This is a genomic window from Streptomyces sp. VNUA24, assembly GCF_029167005.1.
GTDB lineage: Bacteria > Actinomycetota > Actinomycetes > Streptomycetales > Streptomycetaceae > Streptomyces > Streptomyces scabiei.
The window spans coordinates 3,938,657-3,956,877 of record NZ_CP119143.1 but is presented as its reverse complement, the minus strand read 5'-3'; the positions used below and the strand labels follow the sequence as shown (position 1 = coordinate 3,956,877).

Genomic DNA, 18,221 nt, shown 5'->3' with positions numbered 1-18,221 from the left:
CGGCCACCGCCGTACGGACGCGTACGGCGGTCTGCCTTCGCCATTTAGTAGGACGTCCTAGTAAAATCGGGGTCATGGACCCCGAAGCCGTCGCAGAGGGACGCCGACGCTGGCAGGCTCGCTACGACTCCGCCCGGAAGCGGGCGGGGGACTTCACGACGTTGTCCGGGGACGCGGTGGAGCCCGTGTACGGGCCCCGCGGCCGCGATGTGTACGAGGGGTTCGAACGGATCGGGTGGCCGGGGGAGTACCCGTTCACCCGCGGGCTGTACCCGACGGGGTACCGGGGGCGGACCTGGACCATCCGGCAGTTCGCGGGGTTCGGGAACGCGGAGCGGACCAACGAGCGGTACCGGACGATCCTCGCCAACGGCGGCGGAGGGCTGTCCGTCGCGTTCGACATGCCGACGCTCATGGGGCGGGACTCGGACGACCCGCGCTCGCTCGGTGAGGTCGGGCACTGCGGGGTGGCGATCGACTCCGCCGCCGACATGGAGGCGCTGTTCCGGGGGATCCCGCTCGGGGACGTCACCACCTCGATGACCATCAGCGGACCCGCCGTCCCGGTCTTCTGCATGTACGTCGTCGCCGCCGAGCGGCAGGGCGTCGACCCCGCCGTCCTCGACGGCACGCTCCAGACCGACATCTTCAAGGAGTACATCGCGCAGAAGGAGTGGCTCTTCCCGCCCGAGCCGCATCTGCGCCTCATCGGCGACCTCATGGAGTACTGCGCGGCCCGAATGCCCGCCTACAAACCGTTGTCCGTCTCCGGGTACCACATCCGTGAGGCCGGGGCCACGGCCGCGCAGGAGCTGGCGTACACGCTCGCGGACGGGTTCGCGTACGTCGAACTCGGGCGCAGCCGGGGGCTGGACGTGGACGTGTTCGCGCCGGGGCTCTCCTTCTTCTTCGACGCCCACGTCGACTTCTTCGAGGAGATCGCCAAGTTCCGCGCGGCCAGGAGGATCTGGGCGCGGTGGATGCGCGACGTGTACGGGGCGCGGACCGACCGGGCGCAGTGGCTGCGGTTCCACACCCAGACCGCCGGAGTCTCGCTGACCGCGCAGCAGCCGTACAACAACGTGGTGCGTACGGCGGTGGAGGCGCTGTCCGCCGTGCTCGGCGGCACCAACTCCCTGCACACCAACGCCCTCGACGAGACGCTGGCGCTCCCGAGCGAGCGGGCGGCGGAGATCGCGCTCAGGACGCAGCAGGTGCTGATGGAGGAGACCGGGGTCGCCGACGTGGCCGATCCGCTGGGGGGTTCGTGGTACGTCGAGCAGCTGACGGACCGCATCGAGGCCGACGCCGAGAAGATCTTCCGTCGGATCGAGGAGCGGGGGCTGCGGGCGCGTCCCGACGGCGTGCATCCGATCGGACCGATGACGTCCGGGATTTTGCGGGGGATCGAGGACGGGTGGTTCACCGGGGAGATCGCGGAGTCCGCCTTCCGGTACCAGCAGGCCCTGGAGAAGGGGGAGAAGCGGGTCGTCGGCGTCAATGTCCACCACGGCTCCGTGACCGGGGACCTGGAGATCCTGCGGGTCGGTCACGAGGTGGAGCGGGACCAGGACCGGGCGCTGGGCGAGCGGAGGGCGGAGCGGGACGACGCCGCCGCGCGGGCGGGACTCGGCGCGGTGGCCGCCGCCGCGCGGGAGGGCGGGGAGATGGTCGGGCCCCTGCTGGACGCGGTGCGGGCCGAGGCGACGCTGGGGGAGATCTGCGGGGTGCTGCGGGACGAGTGGGGGGTGTACACCGAGCCGGCCGGGTTCTAGGGCATCGCGGTACCGGCAGGCCCTAGGGAGCGCTCGCGCCGGGGCGCGCCTCCGACGCGCTCCCGCTCAGCCCCCGCAGCAGCAGGGCGGTGAAATCCCGTACCCATGGTTCGTCCACCGAGCCCGAGCTGATCAGGGTGCGGTGGACCACCGCGCCCGCCACGACGTCGAAGATCAGGTCGACGGTGCGGGAGGCGGCGGCGGGATCGGGTTCGGGAGGGAGTTCGCCGCGGGTCTGGGCACGGGCCCGGCCCTCCAGGACCAGGCGCTTCTGACGGTCGACGATGGACGTGCGGATGCGTGCGCGCAGGGCCTCGTCGCGGGTCGACTCGGCGATCACCGCCATCAGGCCGCTCCTGGCCTCCGGCCGGGCCAGGATCGTCGCGAACTGGAGCACGACGCCCTCGATGTCGGCCGCCAGGCTGCCCCGGTCGGGGAGGCGGAGCTCGTCGAAGAGTTCCGCGACCGCGTCCACCACGAGTTCGTTCTTCCCGGCCCAGCGGCGGTAGAGCGTGGTCTTCGCGACGCCGGCCCGGGTGGCCACGTCGCCCAGCGTCAGCTTCGACCAGCCCAGGTCGACCAGTGCCTCCCGGGTCGCCGCCAGGATCGCGGCGTCCGCGGCGGCGCTGCGCGGGCGGCCGCCCGTGGCGCGGGAGGCGGGGGTGCGGCTCTGCATCCGCCGACCATATCCGGCCGTTGTCGAAATACTGGGCCGCAGCGTGAGACAGATCACTGCGGAGTGGGTAGTGAGGGGTTCAGGGAGCCGCCGGGGGCAGTTACGCTACGAGTCGTAGCGTAAGCCGGGGTGGACGCCTGGCTCTCGGGACGCTTTTTCACCCGCGTGCTCGGAAGGGGGAGGATGTACTCATGCAGCCACGGAACATGTCCATGAGCGGAGTCGTCGACCTCGCCGCGGTGAAGGCGGCCCAGGAGGCCAAGGCGAAGGCGGAGCAGGCGCGCGCCGAAGCGGCACGACAGGGCGGGGGCGGCGCGGTCTCCCCGGCCGACCTCGTCATCGACGTCGATGAGGCCGGGTTCGAGCGCGAGGTCCTGCAGCGGTCCACCGAAGTACCCGTCGTCATCGACTTCTGGGCCGAGTGGTGCCAGCCCTGCAAGCAGCTCAGCCCGGTGCTGGAGCGCCTGGCCGTCGAGTACGCCGGCAAGTTCGTCCTCGCCAAGATCGACGTCGACGCCAACCAGATGTTGATGCAGCAGTTCGGGATCCAGGGGATCCCGGCCGTCTTCGCCGTGGTCGCCGGACAGGCGCTGCCGCTCTTCCAGGGGGCCGCCCCCGAGCAGCAGATCCGCGAGACCCTCGACCAGCTCGTGCAGGTCGCCGAGCAGCGCTTCGGGCTCACCGGCCTCGTGGTGGACCCCGACGCCGAGGTCGGCGCCCCCGTCGAGTCGGCCCCGCAGGTCCCGGCCGGCCCCTACGACCATCTGCTCGAAGCCGCCGTACAGGCCCTGGACGCGGGCGACTTCGGCGGCGCGGTGCAGGCGTACAAGAACGTGCTGAGCGACGACCCGGGCAACACCGAGGCCAAACTGGGTCTCGCGCAGGCCGAGTTGCTGCGGCGCGTGCAGGGGGCCGACCCGCAGGACGTGCGCAAGGCGGCCGCCGAGAACCCGGCCGACGCGCAGGCGCAGATCGCCGCCGCGGACCTCGACCTCGTCGGCGGGCACGTGGAGGACGCGTTCGGTCGACTCATCGACACCGTGCGGGTCACGGCGGGGGACGAGCGGGACGCCGTACGGACGCGGCTGCTGGAACTCTTCGAGGTGGTCGGCGGCGACGACCCGCGGGTGGCCGCGGCGCGGCGCGCGCTGGCGCGAGCGCTGTTCTGAGCCACGGGTGAACCCCCGCCCCGGCCGCGCCGGTCGGGCGGATGCGGGGGCCGCGGCCACGCCGTCCCGGAGTGCCGGGACACGTGGTGCGTGAGTGAGCGATTTGGCGACACAGCGACACCGCGGCCGCGTTTTACCAAATCTTGGTAAACGCGGCCGCTGTTACTGGCAGTAAGAGAATCCCGTCGTTCTGTCGGACTCTGTCCGTCTGTCCACCCTTGTGTCGCCTCACTCGGTGCCACCCAGGGTCGCTGGCCGATGCCGATGGGTCGTTGTTCGGTTATCCGTCCGTTACTAGCCAGTAACGACCCCCCTTGCGGGGGCGGCGAGAATGCACCACGATCGGCGACGCTCGGTCCTTCCCCGTACCCCGCCAACCAGTCGGGTCAACGGGTTTTCTGGGTCCCCACCGGGCAGAGCGGGCGACAGTGGCGCCTGCTCTTGGACAGGGGGGTCTCCGCCCGAGGGTGGAGCCTGTCCAGCAGGTTGTGCGTGATGCGTGTCAGGCGCGACCAGTGGTTGTCGCTCGGGGGTGATCGCCGGTGAGTTCGGGCGCTTTTCGCGCCGCCGAGCGCGGGCGCTCTCCTTCCCGAGGACGTAGCACTTCTCCCATCCCTGCCCGGTTGAGCCGCCGCCTGTGGGGGCGAGCCGGTGTCAGGAGATGTACGTCCGAGAAGGAGGAAATATGGAGTCCCAGGTGCGTGGCGGGACCAGATGGAAGCGGTTCGCTGTGGTCATGGTGCCCAGCGTCGCCGCCACGGCAGCGATAGGTGTCGCCCTCGCGCAGGGTGCTCTCGCAGCGTCGTTCAGTGTGTCGGGCCAGTCGTTCAAGGTGACGGCTGACCAGCTCGACGGTACGGGCTTCTCGCAGTACGGAGCGCTCGACGAGGGCTACACCCTCAAGGGCGAGAAGACGGTTCACCCCGTCGCCGTTTCGGCGTTCAAGTCCGCGTCGATCACCAACATGTGCCAGTCGGTCGTCACCCCGGGCGTCCCGTTCCTCGGTAGCGTCAGCCTCAAGCTGACCGCCGGTACGGGTGGCAAGAAGGTCGAGGCCGAGAACCTCTACATCGACGTCGAGGACCTCTCGGCGGATGCCGTCTTCCGCGGCATCGACATCGGTGTGGCGGCCAAGGACGCCAACAAGGGTCCGGGCATGAAGGGTGGCTCGGAGCAGGCCAACCCCTACGGGTTCGCCCAGCAGGCCGACTCGGCCACGCTGACCGACGTGAAGCAGACGGCGTGGGCCACCACTGCCGGAACCTTCAAGCTGAGCAACCTGAAGATGTCGCTCCACAAGGGCACGGTGGAGTGCTACTAGGCACTCTCCCTGGGCGGGTGAGGGGGCCTCTCGCTTCTTCGCCCGCCCGTCCCTCTCGCCGTGCGCTCCGCCGCGCACGCGCATTCCGTACGTGAATTCCGTACGCGCGCTTCGGCGTACGTGAACTTGTCACAGCAACACTGTTCCAGGGAGCTGTTGTCCATGAGCGCCGAGTCAACGGGGCAGAACGAAGACTATCTCCGCGTCCTCCGGCGGCGCTTCCGCGACTGGAGGGGCAGCCGTCCCTTCTGGGCGGGCCTGTTGGTACTGCTCAGCGGCTTCCCGATCATGTACTTCCCGTACGCGAACATCCAGCTCGGCCACCTCACGCTCGCCATGGCGACGACGGGCGGCTCGGGCTCCCTCATCATCGGCGTGCTGCTGGTGGTGCTCGGGGTCAGCCTCTGGTTCCAGCGGCACGTCCGCACCTTCGCCGGTACGGCGGCGATCCTCCTGGCGCTCGTGTCCATCCCCGTCTCCAACCTCGGAGGCTTCGGATTCGGCTTCCTGCTCGCCCTGATCGGCGGTGCGCTGGCCATCGCCTGGGGGCCCGGTCACGACGAGGCGTCGGTGCCGTCCACCTACCGGACCCCGGCCCAGTCGGCGGCCGCCCAGGACGCGACGGCCCAGAACACGGCACAGCAAGGTGCGGTCCCCCTGCACAAGGGCGACGCCCCGGAGCCCGCGACCGCGGGTTCCGTGAGCGGGGCGGCGAACGGCGAGGGCGACGACCTGTCAGGTACCACCCCCACCAACGGGACGAACGGGAGGCACAGTGCCGGCTGACGAGGTGACCCACGGGACTTCGGTGGGAGAGTCCCGTGCGAGAACCGGACCGCGGCACGCGGCACCCAAGAAGCCCCTTCTCACCCGGCTGAACATGCCGGCGGGCAAGGCGATAGCCCTGGCGGCCATGCCCACGGCGGTCCTCATGGGCATGGGCTTCACCCCCACCCTGGCCCTCGCCGAGGACCCCGCGTCCAAGAGCCTGACGGCCGACGAGTACAAGGACTGCGTGACGGCCCTGGAGGCCGCCGAGGAGGACAAGGACAGCTCCGCCTCCCCGACGCCGACGCCGTCCGCCTCCGCCACGAAGGACGCCGACTCCTCGGACGACGCGAAGGACGACGAGCCGAAGGACGAGCCGAAGGGCGAGGACAAGCCCGCGGGCGGCGACTCCACCGGCGGCTCCGCCTCCGACGACACGTCCACGGACGAGCCCTCTTCGCCGGATTCAGGTTCCGACGACAAGGACACGACGGGCGGCTCCGCGCCGGCCGGCACCTCCGACGAGGCGGCCGCGGACACGCCGTCCGACTCCGTCTCGGAGAAGGACGGTGGCGGCAACGTCCTGGAGGACATCGGCAGCGCGCTGGAGGACCTGTTCACGCCGGACGACAAGGAGACGGGGAGCGACACCCCGTCCGCGTCCACCAGCCCGTCCCCCTCGCCCTCGGCGGCGGAGAACGGCACGGACGACGGCAAGGACTCCGGCTCGGACTCCGGCAAGGACGGCAAGGGCTCCGTCGACGTCACCGACAAGGTCGAGGACTCCGCCAAGGACGTCACCGGCGGCGCCGGCGACAAGACCGACGGCAAGACCGACAAGGCCGACAAGACCGACGACGCCGAGGACAAGGCGAAGGACACCGCCGCCGACGCCGAGGCGACGCCGAGCCCGTTCCCGAGCGAGAGCACCGACCTCGACGACTGCTTCGTCGCCACGGACGACGAGAGCGGCGTGGAGAAGGGCATCCCCGCGCTGCCCTCCGAGCCCTGGTACCTGAACGCCAGTTCGCTCACGCTGAAGGGCGCCGACTACCAGGGCATCGTCAAGGTGCGGACGGCCGACGGCAAGGTCAAGGAGGTGCTGAAGTACGTCGTCTCCGGCGGCACCGACATCGGCGACCTCCACCAGACCGTCGACGACAAGCAGGCCGGCGTGACCTACCACGTGCAGGCCGGCAAGGGCACGACGTCCACGATCCGCGACGGCAAGACGGTCATGTACACCGAGAGCATCTCCGGCAACCTGCTCGGTCTGATCCCGGTGACCTTCGACCCCAAGCACCCGCCGCCGCTGAACATCCCGCTGATCTACTTCACCAAGGTGAAGGTCGTCCAGGCGGGCCAGTTCGGCGGGACGCTCACCGTGCCGGGGCTGCACCAGTTCACCACCAAGTGAACGCCGCTCCTCCCGCGGCCCGCTGAGCGCCGCACAGGACCCTTCCGGGAGCCGCACAGACCGAGGGCGCCCCCTGATTCCCAGGGGGCGCCCTCGGCGCGTTCGGAACGGCTGCGGGCCGCGTCAGTCGCGGGCGCCGCCGCCCAGGTGGTGCACCCGGACCATGTTCGTGGTGCCCGGGACACCGGGGGGCGAGCCGGCGGTGATGACCGCGATGTCGCCCTCCTGGAAGCGCTTGAGCTTGACCATCTCCCCGTCCACCAGGTCGACCATCTCGTCGGTGCTGTTCACGAACGGCACGACGTGCGACTCGACGCCCCAGCTGAGCGCCAGCTGGTTGCGGGTGGACTCGTCGGTGGTGAACGCGACGATCGGCTGGGAGGCGCGGTAGCGCGAGAGCCGGCGGGCGGTGTCACCGGACTGCGTGAAGGCCACCAGGGCCCGGCCGCCGAGGAAGTCGGCGATCTCGCAGGCGGCACGGGCGATCGAACCACCCTGCGTACGCGGCTTCTTGCCCGGCACCAGCGGCTGCAGGCCCTTGGAGAGCAGCTCCTGCTCGGCGGCCGTCACGATCTTCGACATCGTGCGGACCGTCTCCAGCGGGTACGCGCCCACACTGGATTCCGCCGACAGCATGACCGCGTCCGCGCCGTCCAGGATCGCGTTGGCGACGTCGGACGCCTCGGCGCGCGTGGGGCGGGAGTTGGTGATCATCGACTCCATCATCTGGGTCGCCACGATCACCGGCTTGGCGTTGCGGCGGCACAGCTCGATGAGCCGCTTCTGCACCATGGGGACCTTCTCGAGCGGGTACTCGACGGCCAGGTCGCCGCGGGCGACCATGACACCGTCGAACGCCATCACGACGTCCTCCATGTTCTCCACCGCCTGCGGCTTCTCCACCTTGGCGATGACGGGGACCCGGCGGCCCACCTCGTCCATCACCTTGTGGACGTCCCGCACGTCCTCGGCGTCCCGCACGAAGGACAGCGCCACCAGGTCGCAGCCCATCCGCAGGGCGAACCGCAGGTCCTCGACGTCCTTCTCGGACAGCGCGGGCACGTTGACGGCCGCGCCGGGCAGGTTGATGCCCTTGTGGTCGGAGATGACACCGCCCTCGATGACCTCGGTCCGCACCCGGGGGCCGTCGACCTCGATGACCTTCAGCTCGACGTTGCCGTCGTTGATGAGGATCTGGTCGCCGGGGGCGACGTCACCGGGCAGGCCCTTGTACGTCGTACCGCAGATCTGCTTGTCGCCCGGCACGTCCTCGGCGGTGATGGTGAACTCGTCACCGCGCACCAGCTCCACCGGGCCCTCGGCGAAGGTCTCCAGGCGGATCTTGGGGCCCTGGAGGTCGGCGAGGACACCGATGGCCACACCGGTCTCGGCGGCGGCGGCCCGGACCCGGTCGTAGCGGCCCTGGTGCTCGGCGTGACTGCCGTGGCTGAAATTGAAACGGGCCACGTTCATGCCGGCCTCGATGAGGGCGACCAGTTGCTCGTGGGAGTCGACCGCGGGGCCGAGAGTACAGACGATTTTCGAACGGCGCATGGGACGATCCTATCGGTTTGTTTCGCTGCGGAATATTCCGTCTGATGGAATAGCAAATGTGCGGCTATGCGCTCAGGCGTGTTACCGGCGTGTATTCCTCCGCTGTTCTCCGCTCACTCGCGCCCTCTTCGCTCATATGGCGACCAGGGCATACGTTTGTGCCGCGATCTCCAGTTCCTCGTCCGTCGGCACCACCGCGACCGCGACCCGTGCTCCGGCCGGCGAGATCAGCCGGGGCTCACCGCTCCGGACGGCGTTCAGCTCGCCGTCGACCGCCAGTCCCAGGCCCTCCAGGCCCCCCACGGCGGCCTCCCGCACGGGCGCGGCGTTCTCGCCCACACCGGCGGTGAAGACGACCGCGTCCACCCGGCCGAGCACCGCGCAGTAGGCCCCGATGTACTTCTTCAGCCGGTGAATGTAGATGTCGAAGGCCAGCTTCGCCCGCTCGTCGCCCTCGTCGACGCGGCGGCGTATTTCCCGCATGTCGTTGTCGCCGCACAGTCCGATCAGACCGCTCCTCTTGTTGAGGAGAGTGTCGATCTCGTCCGTGGACATTTCGCCAACGCGCATCAAATGAAAGATGACGGCCGGGTCCAGGTCTCCGGACCGCGTACCCATCACGAGCCCCTCCAAGGGGGTGAGCCCCATGGAGGTGTCCACGCACCGTCCGCCCCGGACCGCCGAGGCGGAGGCCCCGTTGCCGAGGTGCAGGACGATCACGTTGACGTCCTCGGGCGCCCTGCCCAGCAGTTCGGCCGTCGCCCGGGAGACGTAGGCGTGCGAGGTGCCGTGGAAGCCGTAGCGCCGGATGCGGTGCGCGTCGGCGGTCTCCACGTCGATCGCGTAGCGGGCGGCGGACTCCGGCATCGTCGTGTGGAACGCGGTGTCGAAGACGGCGACCTGCGGGAGGTCGGGGCGCAGCGCGCGGGCGGTGCGGATGCCGGTGAGGTTGGCCGGGTTGTGCAGCGGCGCCACCGGGATCAGGCGCTCGATCTCGGCGAGCACGGTGTCGTCGACGACGGTCGGCTGCGTGAAGCTCTGGCCGCCGTGCACGACGCGGTGCCCGATGGCGGCCAGTTCGGGGGAGTCGAGGCCGAGCCCGTCCGCCGCCAGTTCCTCGGCGACGGCCTTCAGGGCCTCGTCGTGGTCGGCGATCGGCCCGGTGCGCTCGCGGGGGTCGCCCCCTTCGATGAGCGGGGTGTGCTTCAGCCGGGAGTTCTCCTCACCGATCCGTTCGACCAGCCCGACGGCCAGCCGGGCACGGTCGCGCATGTCGAGCAGTTGGTACTTCACCGACGAGGAGCCGGAGTTGAGGACGAGTACGCGGGTGGCGGTCACGGTCTGCTTCCTGACGGGGTTCACTTGCCGGGGTCGCCGAGGGCGGCGGCGGAGGTCTGGGCCTGGATCGCCGTGATGGCGACCGTGGTGACGATGTCCTGGACGAGCGCTCCCCGGGACAGGTCGTTGACCGGCTTGCGCAGCCCCTGCAGCACCGGCCCCACCGCGAGCGCGCCCGCCGACCGCTGGACGGCCTTGTAGGTGTTGTTGCCGGTGTTGAGGTCCGGGAAGACCAGCACCGTCGCCTGGCCCGCGACCTCGGAGTCCGGCAGCTTCGTCGCCGCCACGCTCGGCTCCACGGCGGCGTCGTACTGGATCGGCCCCTCGATCAGCAGATCGGGGCGCCGGGCGCGCACCAGCTCGGTGGCCCGGCGCACCTTGTCGACGTCGGCGCCCGACCCGGAGGTCCCCGTGGAGTACGACAGCATCGCGATCCGCGGTTCCACCCCGAACTGCCGTGCGGTGGCGGCCGACTGGACGGCGATGTCGGCGAGCTGCTCGGCGTCCGGGTCCGGGTTGACCGCGCAGTCCCCGTAGACCAGCACCTTGTCGGCGAGGCACATGAAGAAGACGGACGAGACGATGTCCGCGTCCGGCCGGGTCTTGATGATCTCGAAGGCGGGCCGGATGGTGGCGGCGGTGGAGTGCACGGACCCCGACACCATGCCGTCGGCCAGCCCCTCCTGGACCATGAGCGTGCCGAAGTAGTTCACGTCGGACACCACGTCGTACGCCAGCTCGACGCTGATGTTCTTGTGGGCGCGGAGCTGGGCGTACTTCTCGGCGAACCTGTCCCGCCACGTGGAGGTCGCCGGGTCCACCAGCTGGCTGTCGCCCAGGTCGATGCCCAGGTCGGCGGCCTTCTTGCGGATCTGTTCGACCGGGCCGAGCAGGGTGAGGTCGCAGACCCCGCGCCGCAGCAGCACCTCGGCGGCGTGCAGGACGCGCTCCTCGGTGCCCTCGGGCAGCACGACACGGCGCTTGTCGGAGCGGGCCTGTTCGAGGAGGGTGTGCTCGAACATCATCGGGGTGACCCGGTCGCTGCTCGGTGCGGAGACCCTGCCCCGCAGCTCGGCGGTGTCGGCGTACCGCTCGAACAGGCCGAGCGCGGTCTCCGCCTTGCGCGGGGTCACCGCGCTCAACTTGCCCTCCATGGAGAAGAGTTCGGAGGCGGTGAGGAAGGAACCCGTCTCGACGGCGACCACGGGCGTGCCGGGCGCGAGCCGCGCGGCGAGGGTCAGGACCTCCTGGCTGGGCCGCTCGTTCAGGGTGAGCAGCACGCCGGCGATCGGCGGGGTGCCGGCGCTGTGGGCGGCGAGGGCGCCGACGACCAGGTCCGCGCGGTCGCCAGGGGTGACGACCATGCAGCCCGGGGTCAGGGCGTTGAGGAAGTTGGGCAGCATGGCCCCGCCGAAGACGAAGTTCAGCGCGTCACGGGCGAGGCCCGAGTCGTCGCCGAGGAGCACCGTGCCGCCGAGGGCGTGGGTGATCTGGGCGACGGTGGGCGCGGAGAGCGCCGGCTCGTCGGGCAGGACGTAACAGGGCACCGGGAGCGGCGGCCGGGAGTCCCCGAGCCGCTCGGCTATGTCGTCCCGGTCCGCGGGCGCGACCCGGTTGACGACCATGGCGAGCACGTCACAGCCGAGGCCGTCGTACGCGCGGAACGCGTTGTGGGTCTCGGCGGCCACGGACTCGGCGGTCTGCCCCCGGCCGCCGACGACCGGGATGACGGAGGCGCCGAACTCGTTGGCGAGCCGGGCGTTGAGGGAGAGTTCGTCCGGGAACTGGGTGTCGGCGAAGTCGGTTCCGAGGACGAGGACGACGTCGAAGTCGCGGGCGACGGCGTGGAACCGGTCGACGAGCGCCGACACCAGCTCGTCCGTGCCGTGCTGGGCCTGCAGCGTGGACGCCTCGTGGTAGTCCATGCCGTACACGGTCGCCGGGTCCTGGGTGAGCCGGTACCGTGCGCGCAGCAGATCGAACAGCCGGTCCGGCCCGTGGTGCAGCAGTGGCCGGAACACCCCCACCCGGTCGACCTGGCGGGTGAGGAGCTCCATCACCCCCAGCTCGACCACCTGGCGGCCGTCGCCGCGGTCGATCCCGGTCACGTACACGCTGCGCGTCACGTGTGCTCTCCGTTTCCTGTGGGACGTGTAGGACGTGTGGTGCGGTTGGCGGGGGCTCGGCCGGCAGGGGTGAAAATCACCGCCGTGGCGGACGGAAACCCTCTTGACAATACCCTTGACCATGGATAAGGCGCCCATCAGCCCGAAGTGGTCCGCACGGGGGTGCCGGGCGGCGGCGGACGGGCGCGGCGACCCCCTGGGAGCCGTGAAACAATCGGACTGGCTCATCAGTACCAGTACCGAGCAGGACGATCAGGACGATCAGGAGACCCAGCACGATGCGTATCGGAGTTCTCACCGCAGGCGGCGACTGTCCGGGCCTGAACGCAGTGATCCGGTCGGTCGTGCACCGAGCGGTCGCCCAGTACGGCGACGAGGTCATCGGCTTCGAGGACGGCTACGCCGGACTGCTCGACGGCCGCTACCGCACCCTCGACCTGGAGTCCGTCAGCGGCATCCTCGCCCGCGGCGGCACCATGCTCGGCTCCTCCCGCCTCCAGCGCGACCGCCTGCGCGAGGCGTGCGAGAGCGTGCAGGACATGGCGCACCGGTTCGGCATCGACGTACTGATCCCGATCGGCGGCGAGGGCACGCTGACGGCGGCGCGGATGCTGTCGGACGCGGGCCTGCCGGTGGTCGGCGTCCCGAAGACCATCGACAACGACATCTCCTCGACGGACCGCACCTTCGGCTTCGACACGGCGGTCGGCGTCGCCACGGAGGCGATGGACCGCCTGAAGACCACCGCCGAGTCCCACCAGCGCGTGATGGTGGTCGAGGTCATGGGCCGGCACGCGGGCTGGATCGCGCTGGAGTCCGGGATGGCGGCGGGCGCGCACGGCATCTGCCTGCCCGAGCGCGCGTTCGACCCTGCCGACCTCGTGAAGATGGTCGAGGAGCGCTTCGCGCGCGGCAAGAAGTTCGCGGTCATCTGTGTCGCGGAGGGCGCGCACCCCGCCGAGGGCTCGATGGACTACGGCCACGGCGAGATCGACCAGTTCGGCCACGAGCGCTTCCAGGGCATCGGGACCGCGCTCGCCTACGAACTGGAGCGGCGCCTCGGCAAGGAGGCCAAGCCGGTCATCCTCGGCCACATCCAGCGCGGCGGCACCCCGACCGCCTACGACAGGGTGCTCGCCACGCGCTTCGGCTGGCACGCGGTGGAGGCCGCGCACCGCGGCGACTACGGCCGGATGACCGCCCTGCGCGGCACCGACGTGGTGATGGTGCCGCTGGCGGAGGCGGTGACCGAGCTGAAGACGGTGCCGAAGGACCGGATGGACGAGGCGGAGTCGGTGTTCTAGACCGGTCCCCGGCGAGGGGGCCTGCCCGGCCCCTTCAGCGGGCCGCCGTTCTCCGGACGAGTGCCCAGAAGTGGCCGACGACCTGGTCCAGGTAGTCACGGCCCGCGTCGCCCGAGTCGGTGGCGGCGGTGCCGTTGGCCCAGGTGAGGGTGGCGGTCACCAGGTTCTGGTAGTCGCCGTGCATCTCCCGCAGGACGTCCTCCAGGAGACGCCGGTCCAGGTGCCGGTCGAAGGACAGCAGCCTGGCGGCGGGCCGCACCTGCGCCTGCCAGCGGGTGGTCACCGCGTCGCGGAGGAGTTCCCCGAGGCGGCCCTCCAGGCCCAGGGCGATGACGAGTTCGGGGATCGAGAGGTCGAGCGCGACCCCGAGGGCGGCGGCCTGACGGTCCGTCCCGTGCCACTCCTCGCTCTCCTCCGCCCGCACGTACACGGGCAGTTCGAGCCCGGCCGCGCGGGCGACGTCCTCGGCGGCGAGACCCCGGGCCGTCCGGTGCTCGCGCAGGGTCCGGGGCGTGCCGACGAGTTCGGCCGTCGAGCACCACAACACACCGGCCAGCGCGGTGAGTTCGGGCCCGGTGGGCGGGACGCCGCCGCGCTCCCAGGCGGCGACCAGGTCGGGGGTGACGTGGGGCAGCCCGTACGAGGAGCGTATGCCGTACGCGACATGCTCGGGCTCCATCCCGAGAGCGATACGGAGGCCGCGGGCGGCGGGAGCGTCGAAGGGCGGGGTGGGGGCGTCGGTGGGCCGGGGGTCCGAGTGCGGCTGCGGGAGCGGCTGTTCGGGTCCGTGTTCATGGGCTGAGCGTCGGTGCACGCGCACACCGTAAGGACCGCGGGGCGGCGCTGACTACGGACTGTTCGGCCACACTCACGGATGGTGGGAGACCGTGGCGGTGCGTGCGGCGTGGGTAGGGATGCCGCATGACACCGCTGGACGGACACATACGCGAACGCCTACTGGCGCCGAATTTCTGGCACTTGGCGACGGTCGGACCGGACGGGGCGCCTCAGGTATCACCCATGTGGGTGGACATCGAGGCCGTCGGCGACGCCGAGTACGTCATGGTCAACACCTCCGTGGGGCGGGTGAAGGAGGAGAACCTGCGCCGCAACCCGCAGGTGTCCCTGTCCCATCACGACACCGCGAACCCCTACGACCGGGCCGAGATCCGGGGCCGGGTGGCGCGGTTCGTCGAAGGGGACGACGCCCTGCGCGCCATGGACCGGCTCACCCGGAAGTACATCGGGGAGGAGCGGTATCCGTGGCTGCTGCCCGGGGAGCGGCGGCTGATGATCCTGATCGAGCCGGTGCGGGTGCGGCGCGTGGTGGGGGTGGAGCCGTTCCGGGCGGGTGTGCTGCCGCAGGCGTGAGGGACAAGGGAGCGGGCCGGCCGCGGCAGCCGGCCGGCCTCACCCCTTGACCGCCCCGCCCAGCGCGAAGCCGCCGCCCAGCCGTCCGGCCACGCCCACGTACAGCGGGATCACCGGCGTCGAGTAGAGCACGGAGGACGCCGCCAGTACCGCGCACACCACCATGAGCGCCGTGCCTCCGCCGCCAGCGGCAGGCTGTTCAGCAGCGGCGTGAAGGTGATCTCCACCGGCGGGTGTTCAGGGAGGTCCGAGTCCGGGGCTTTGTCGGGACGAGCTTCACCTTCTTGCCCGGGTTCGCCTTCTCGAACTGTTCCCCGACGTCGGCGAGGAAGGTGTCCATGACCCGGACCTGGTTGTCCGTCGACTGTTTGTAGGAGATCTCCACGGTGTCCGGGTCGCCGCCGGACCCGCTGCCGCAGGCCGTGAGGACGCCGGGCGCGGGTGATCGCCAGGGCCGCGGTGAGGAAGGAGACGGAGGGGCGAGCGGCGGTGGCGGGGTGCGCTGGGGCGCACGGGGCACGACCTCCTGCTGTCCGGCCGCTACCCCTTCACCCACCGGTACTGCAGCTCGGGCCGCCCCACCTGCCCGTACTGCGGGCTGCGGGCCGCGCGGCCCGCGTCCACCAGGTGTTCCAGATACCGGCGGGCCGTGATGCGGGAGATGCCCACCGTCTCCGCGACCCCGGCCGCCGTCAGGCCCTCGTCCGCGTCGCGCAGGGCCACCGTCACGCGCTCCAGGGTCGGCGCGCTCAGCCCTTTGGGCAGGGCAGCCGGGCCGGGGGCCCGCAGGGTCGCCAGGGCGCGGTCCACCTCGTCCTGGCCGCTCGCCTCGCCGGCCGCCGCGTGGAACTCGGCGTAGCGCACGAGACGGTCACGGAGCGTTGCGAAGGTGAACGGTTTCAGGACGTACTGGACCACGCCCAGCGACACGCCCTCCCGGACCACCGTCAGGTCCCGGGCCGACGTCACCGCTATCACGTCCGCGTGATGCCCCGCCGCCCGCAGGGAGCGGGCCAGCTGCAGACCGTGCACGTCCGGCAGATGGAGGTCCAGCAGCAGCAGGTCCACCGGCATGCGCTCCAGGGCGCGCCGCGCCTCCGCCCCCGTGTGGGCCTTGCCGACCGCCGCGAAGCCGGGGACACGGCCGACGTACATCATGTGCGCGTCGGCGGCCACGGGGTCGTCCTCGACGACCAGGACTCTGATGGGATCGGCACCGGTCATACGTCGTCGCCTCCAGCCACTGTGGCCCGAGGGGCCCGGTCCGCCTTGTCCCGCACGGCCGGGACCGGCCGCTCGCCGCCGCCCGTGCCCAGCGGCAGCCGCACCTCGAACTGGGCCCCGCCCCCGGCCGCCTCCGCCACGGTCAGCGTGCCGCCGTGCCGGCGCGCGGTCTGCCGTACGAGGGCCAGACCGAGCCCGCGGCCCCCGGGGCCGGCCGGCTTCGTCGAGAAGCCGCGCTCGAACACGGCCTCCGCGTGGGCCGGGTTGATGCCGCTGCCCGTGTCGGACACCCGCAGCACCAGCACGGGGCCGTCCGCCGGTCCGTCCGCGCCGTCCGTCCGGTCCGTACCGGCTGTGTAGGCCGTCACCGTCACCCTCGCCCCCACCGAACCCTGCGCCGCGTCCACGGCGTTGTCGATCAGATTGCCCAGGACCGTCACCAGGTCGCGGGCGGGCAGCGACTCAGGGAGCAGCCCGTCGTCGATGCGGCTGTCCTCGGACACCACCAGTTCGACGCCCCGCTCGTTCGCCTGGGCCGCCTTGCCCAGCAGCAGGGCGGCGAGAACCGGTTCGCTCACCGCCGCGACGACCTGGTCCGTGAGGGCCTGCGCCAGTTCCAGTTCCGCCGTCGCGAAGTCGATCGCCTCGTCCGAGCGGCCCAGCTCGATGAGCGAGACGACCGTGTGCAGACGGTTCGCGGCCTCGTGCGCCTGGGAACGCAGCGCCTGCGTGAAACCGCGCTCGGAGTTCAACTCGCCGGTGAGGGACTGCAGTTCGGTCACGTCCCGGAGTGTGACCACCGTGCCCCGGCGCTGGCCGCCCGACACCGGGGAGGTGTTCACCACGAGCACCCGGTCGGCGGTGAGGAGCACCTCGTCCACCCGTGGCTCGGAGGAGAGCAGGGCGCCCGTCAGCGGGGCCGGCAGGCCCAGTTCCGCCACCGAGCGTCCGACCGCGTCGTCCGTCACCCCCAGCAGCTCCCGGGCGCCGTCGTTGATGAGCGCCACCCGGTACTGCCCGTCGAGCATCAGCAGGCCCTCCCGCACGGCGTGCAGGGCGGCCTGGTGGTAGTCGTGCATGTTGCTCAGCTCGGCGGCGTTCATGTTGTGCGTGTGGCGGCGCAGCCGGGCGTTGACGACATAGGTGCCCATGCCGCCGAGGGCCAGCGCACCGGAGGCGACGCCGACGAGGGCCGTGAGCTGTTCCTGGACCCGGTCGCTGATCGCCTGGACCCGTATACCGGCGCTGACCAGGCCGATGACCTTGCCGTCCTCCATGATCGGGGTGACCGCGCGGACCGAGGGGCCGAGGGTGCCCGTGTAGGTCTCGGTGATCGAGCCGCCCTGTCGCGCCTTCTCGATGTGGCCGAGGAAGTGCTCGCCGATCCGGTCGGGGTCCGGGTGCGTCCAGCGGATGCCGTCGGGGGTCATGATCGTCACGAAGTCGACGCCGGCGTGCCGCTGCACCTCGGTGGCGTACGGCTGGAGCCGCTCGGTGGGGTCGGACGTGTGGATGGCCGCCCGGACCGACGGGGCGTCCGCGACGGTGGCGGCCACGGCCAGGGCCTGGCGCGTTCCCGCCTCCTCCGCCTGCGAGCGGTCGCTGACGTAGGTGAACAGCGCGTATCCGGCCAGGAGGGCGGCGATGAGCACCGCCTGCACGGCGAAGAGCTGGCCGGCCAGGCTGCGGGGGCGGAGGCGGTGCGGGACGCGCATGGCAACAGTCTGCACGCACGGGTTGGCGTGAACTAAATGAACGGAAGGGTGACCGCCCTCACAGGGCGGGGGATAGTCAGCGCATCGACTCGTCCAGCACCTGGACACCGACAGGGAGGACGACTCCCGCACCGGGACCCCCAACCCCGAGCCGCCGGGAGCCCGTCTCCCACCCCCGGGAGACATCTCTCCCACCCCCCGGGAGCCCCCCAGCTCCCACCGCCGGAAACCTCCCCGTTTCCGGTCCGGAAGCCCGCCGGCTTCCACCGCCGGGAGCCCCGGCTCCCACACCCCCGGGAGCCCCGCTCCCACCGCCGCCGGAAGTCCCCCAGCTGCCGGCTCCGGGAGCCCGCCGGCTCCCGCCCCGGGAGCCGGTCTCCCACCCGGGAACCCGCCGGTTCCCACCCCGGGAGACCGTCTCCCGAATTCCCCCGGTCGTGAGCCGCACGCCGGAACAGCGAGC

The 18,221-nt window shown here is 71.3% G+C and carries 14 protein-coding genes and 2 pseudogenes; 7 read left to right on the top strand and 9 right to left on the bottom strand.

The features are described from left to right. Positions 1-74 precede the first annotated feature (74 nt). On the top strand, positions 75-1,775 hold the full coding sequence (locus PYR72_RS16445; RefSeq protein ID WP_275456045.1) for a methylmalonyl-CoA mutase family protein: 1,701 nt from the start codon (positions 75-77) through the stop codon (positions 1,773-1,775). A gap of 22 nt (positions 1,776-1,797) precedes the next feature. Here the strand turns inward: PYR72_RS16445 and PYR72_RS16440 are convergent, their stop codons facing one another. Further along, complete coding sequence (locus tag PYR72_RS16440; RefSeq protein WP_275456044.1) at positions 1,798-2,451, bottom strand: TetR/AcrR family transcriptional regulator; 654 nt, start codon at positions 2,449-2,451, stop codon at positions 1,798-1,800. 191 nt (positions 2,452-2,642) lie between these two features. Here PYR72_RS16440 and PYR72_RS16435 point away from each other — a divergent pair, with 191 nt between their 5' ends. The 4 genes from PYR72_RS16435 (at position 2,643) to PYR72_RS16420 (ending at position 7,126) form a co-directional block, all read left to right on the top strand. Then, on the top strand, positions 2,643-3,620 hold the full coding sequence (locus PYR72_RS16435) for a tetratricopeptide repeat protein (protein ID WP_275456043.1): 978 nt from the start codon (positions 2,643-2,645) through the stop codon (positions 3,618-3,620). Positions 3,621-4,305: 685 nt separating this feature from the next. Continuing rightward, complete coding sequence (locus PYR72_RS16430) at positions 4,306-4,941, top strand: DUF6230 family protein (protein ID WP_275456042.1); 636 nt, start codon at positions 4,306-4,308, stop codon at positions 4,939-4,941. A 162-nt stretch (positions 4,942-5,103) separates the two neighbouring features. Beyond that, positions 5,104-5,727: a DUF6114 domain-containing protein gene (locus PYR72_RS16425; RefSeq protein ID WP_059083656.1), complete on the top strand. Its 624-nt coding sequence runs from the start codon at positions 5,104-5,106 to the stop codon at positions 5,725-5,727. Then, positions 5,717-7,126: a hypothetical protein gene (locus PYR72_RS16420; protein ID WP_275456041.1), complete on the top strand. Its 1,410-nt coding sequence runs from the start codon at positions 5,717-5,719 to the stop codon at positions 7,124-7,126. Before PYR72_RS16425 ends, PYR72_RS16420 begins: the two co-directional genes overlap by 11 nt. Before the next feature lie 123 nt (positions 7,127-7,249). Here the strand turns inward: PYR72_RS16420 and pyk are convergent, their stop codons facing one another. The 3 genes from pyk to pta form a co-directional block, all read right to left on the bottom strand. Beyond that, the gene (pyk, locus tag PYR72_RS16415) at positions 7,250-8,680 is read right to left on the bottom strand and encodes a pyruvate kinase (protein WP_275456040.1); all 1,431 of its coding nucleotides are present in this window, start codon (positions 8,678-8,680) and stop codon (positions 7,250-7,252) included. A 132-nt stretch (positions 8,681-8,812) separates the two neighbouring features. Then, positions 8,813-10,018, bottom strand: a complete 1,206-nt coding sequence (locus PYR72_RS16410; protein ID WP_275456039.1) for an acetate kinase — start codon at positions 10,016-10,018, stop codon at positions 8,813-8,815. A 20-nt stretch (positions 10,019-10,038) separates the two neighbouring features. Then, positions 10,039-12,144, bottom strand: coding sequence for a phosphate acetyltransferase (gene pta, locus PYR72_RS16405; RefSeq protein ID WP_275456038.1), 2,106 nt, complete (start codon positions 12,142-12,144; stop codon positions 10,039-10,041). Positions 12,145-12,422: 278 nt separating this feature from the next. Between pta and PYR72_RS16400 the strand changes: the two genes are divergently transcribed. Next, a complete protein-coding gene (locus PYR72_RS16400; protein WP_275456037.1) occupies positions 12,423-13,448 on the top strand; it encodes an ATP-dependent 6-phosphofructokinase in 1,026 nt (341 codons plus the stop codon). A 34-nt stretch (positions 13,449-13,482) separates the two neighbouring features. Here the strand turns inward: PYR72_RS16400 and PYR72_RS16395 are convergent, their stop codons facing one another. Continuing rightward, positions 13,483-14,262, bottom strand: coding sequence for a helix-turn-helix transcriptional regulator (locus PYR72_RS16395; protein WP_275456036.1), 780 nt, complete (start codon positions 14,260-14,262; stop codon positions 13,483-13,485). A gap of 107 nt (positions 14,263-14,369) precedes the next feature. Here PYR72_RS16395 and PYR72_RS16390 point away from each other — a divergent pair, with 107 nt between their 5' ends. Continuing rightward, positions 14,370-14,819, top strand: a complete 450-nt coding sequence (locus PYR72_RS16390; protein ID WP_275456035.1) for a PPOX class F420-dependent oxidoreductase — start codon at positions 14,370-14,372, stop codon at positions 14,817-14,819. 39 nt (positions 14,820-14,858) lie between these two features. Here the strand turns inward: PYR72_RS16390 and PYR72_RS16385 are convergent. The 4 genes and pseudogenes from PYR72_RS16385 to PYR72_RS16370 form a co-directional block, all read right to left on the bottom strand. After that, positions 14,859-14,966: pseudogene (locus tag PYR72_RS16385) on the bottom strand (carbohydrate ABC transporter permease); the annotation flags it as partial. Positions 14,967-15,064: 98 nt separating this feature from the next. Further along, a pseudogene (locus tag PYR72_RS42965) lies at positions 15,065-15,332 on the bottom strand (ABC transporter substrate-binding protein); the annotation flags it as partial. 27 nt (positions 15,333-15,359) lie between these two features. Further along, positions 15,360-16,043 (bottom strand): response regulator, encoded by a 684-nt coding sequence (locus tag PYR72_RS16375; RefSeq protein WP_275456034.1) that lies wholly within the window; start codon positions 16,041-16,043, stop codon positions 15,360-15,362. Continuing rightward, complete coding sequence (locus PYR72_RS16370; RefSeq protein WP_275456033.1) at positions 16,040-17,758, bottom strand: sensor histidine kinase; 1,719 nt, start codon at positions 17,756-17,758, stop codon at positions 16,040-16,042. Before PYR72_RS16370 ends, PYR72_RS16375 begins: the two co-directional genes overlap by 4 nt. Positions 17,759-18,221 lie beyond the last annotated feature (463 nt).

Excerpts from the sequence above, each read along its gene's own strand:
- PYR72_RS16445 (WP_275456045.1), top strand. The coding sequence starts at position 75 with ATGGACCCCGAAGCCGTCGCAGAGGGACGCCGACGCTGGCAGGCTCGC.
- PYR72_RS16440 (WP_275456044.1), bottom strand. The coding sequence starts at position 2,451 with ATGCAGAGCCGCACCCCCGCCTCCCGCGCCACGGGCGGCCGCCCGCGC.
- PYR72_RS16435 (WP_275456043.1), top strand. The coding sequence starts at position 2,643 with ATGCAGCCACGGAACATGTCCATGAGCGGAGTCGTCGACCTCGCCGCG.
- PYR72_RS16430 (WP_275456042.1), top strand. The coding sequence starts at position 4,306 with ATGGAGTCCCAGGTGCGTGGCGGGACCAGATGGAAGCGGTTCGCTGTG.
- PYR72_RS16425 (WP_059083656.1), top strand. The coding sequence starts at position 5,104 with ATGAGCGCCGAGTCAACGGGGCAGAACGAAGACTATCTCCGCGTCCTC.
- pyk (WP_275456040.1), bottom strand. The coding sequence starts at position 8,680 with ATGCGCCGTTCGAAAATCGTCTGTACTCTCGGCCCCGCGGTCGACTCC.
- PYR72_RS16400 (WP_275456037.1), top strand. The coding sequence starts at position 12,423 with ATGCGTATCGGAGTTCTCACCGCAGGCGGCGACTGTCCGGGCCTGAAC.
- PYR72_RS16390 (WP_275456035.1), top strand. The coding sequence starts at position 14,370 with ATGACACCGCTGGACGGACACATACGCGAACGCCTACTGGCGCCGAAT.
- PYR72_RS16375 (WP_275456034.1), bottom strand. The coding sequence starts at position 16,043 with ATGACCGGTGCCGATCCCATCAGAGTCCTGGTCGTCGAGGACGACCCC.
- PYR72_RS16370 (WP_275456033.1), bottom strand. The coding sequence starts at position 17,758 with ATGCGCGTCCCGCACCGCCTCCGCCCCCGCAGCCTGGCCGGCCAGCTC.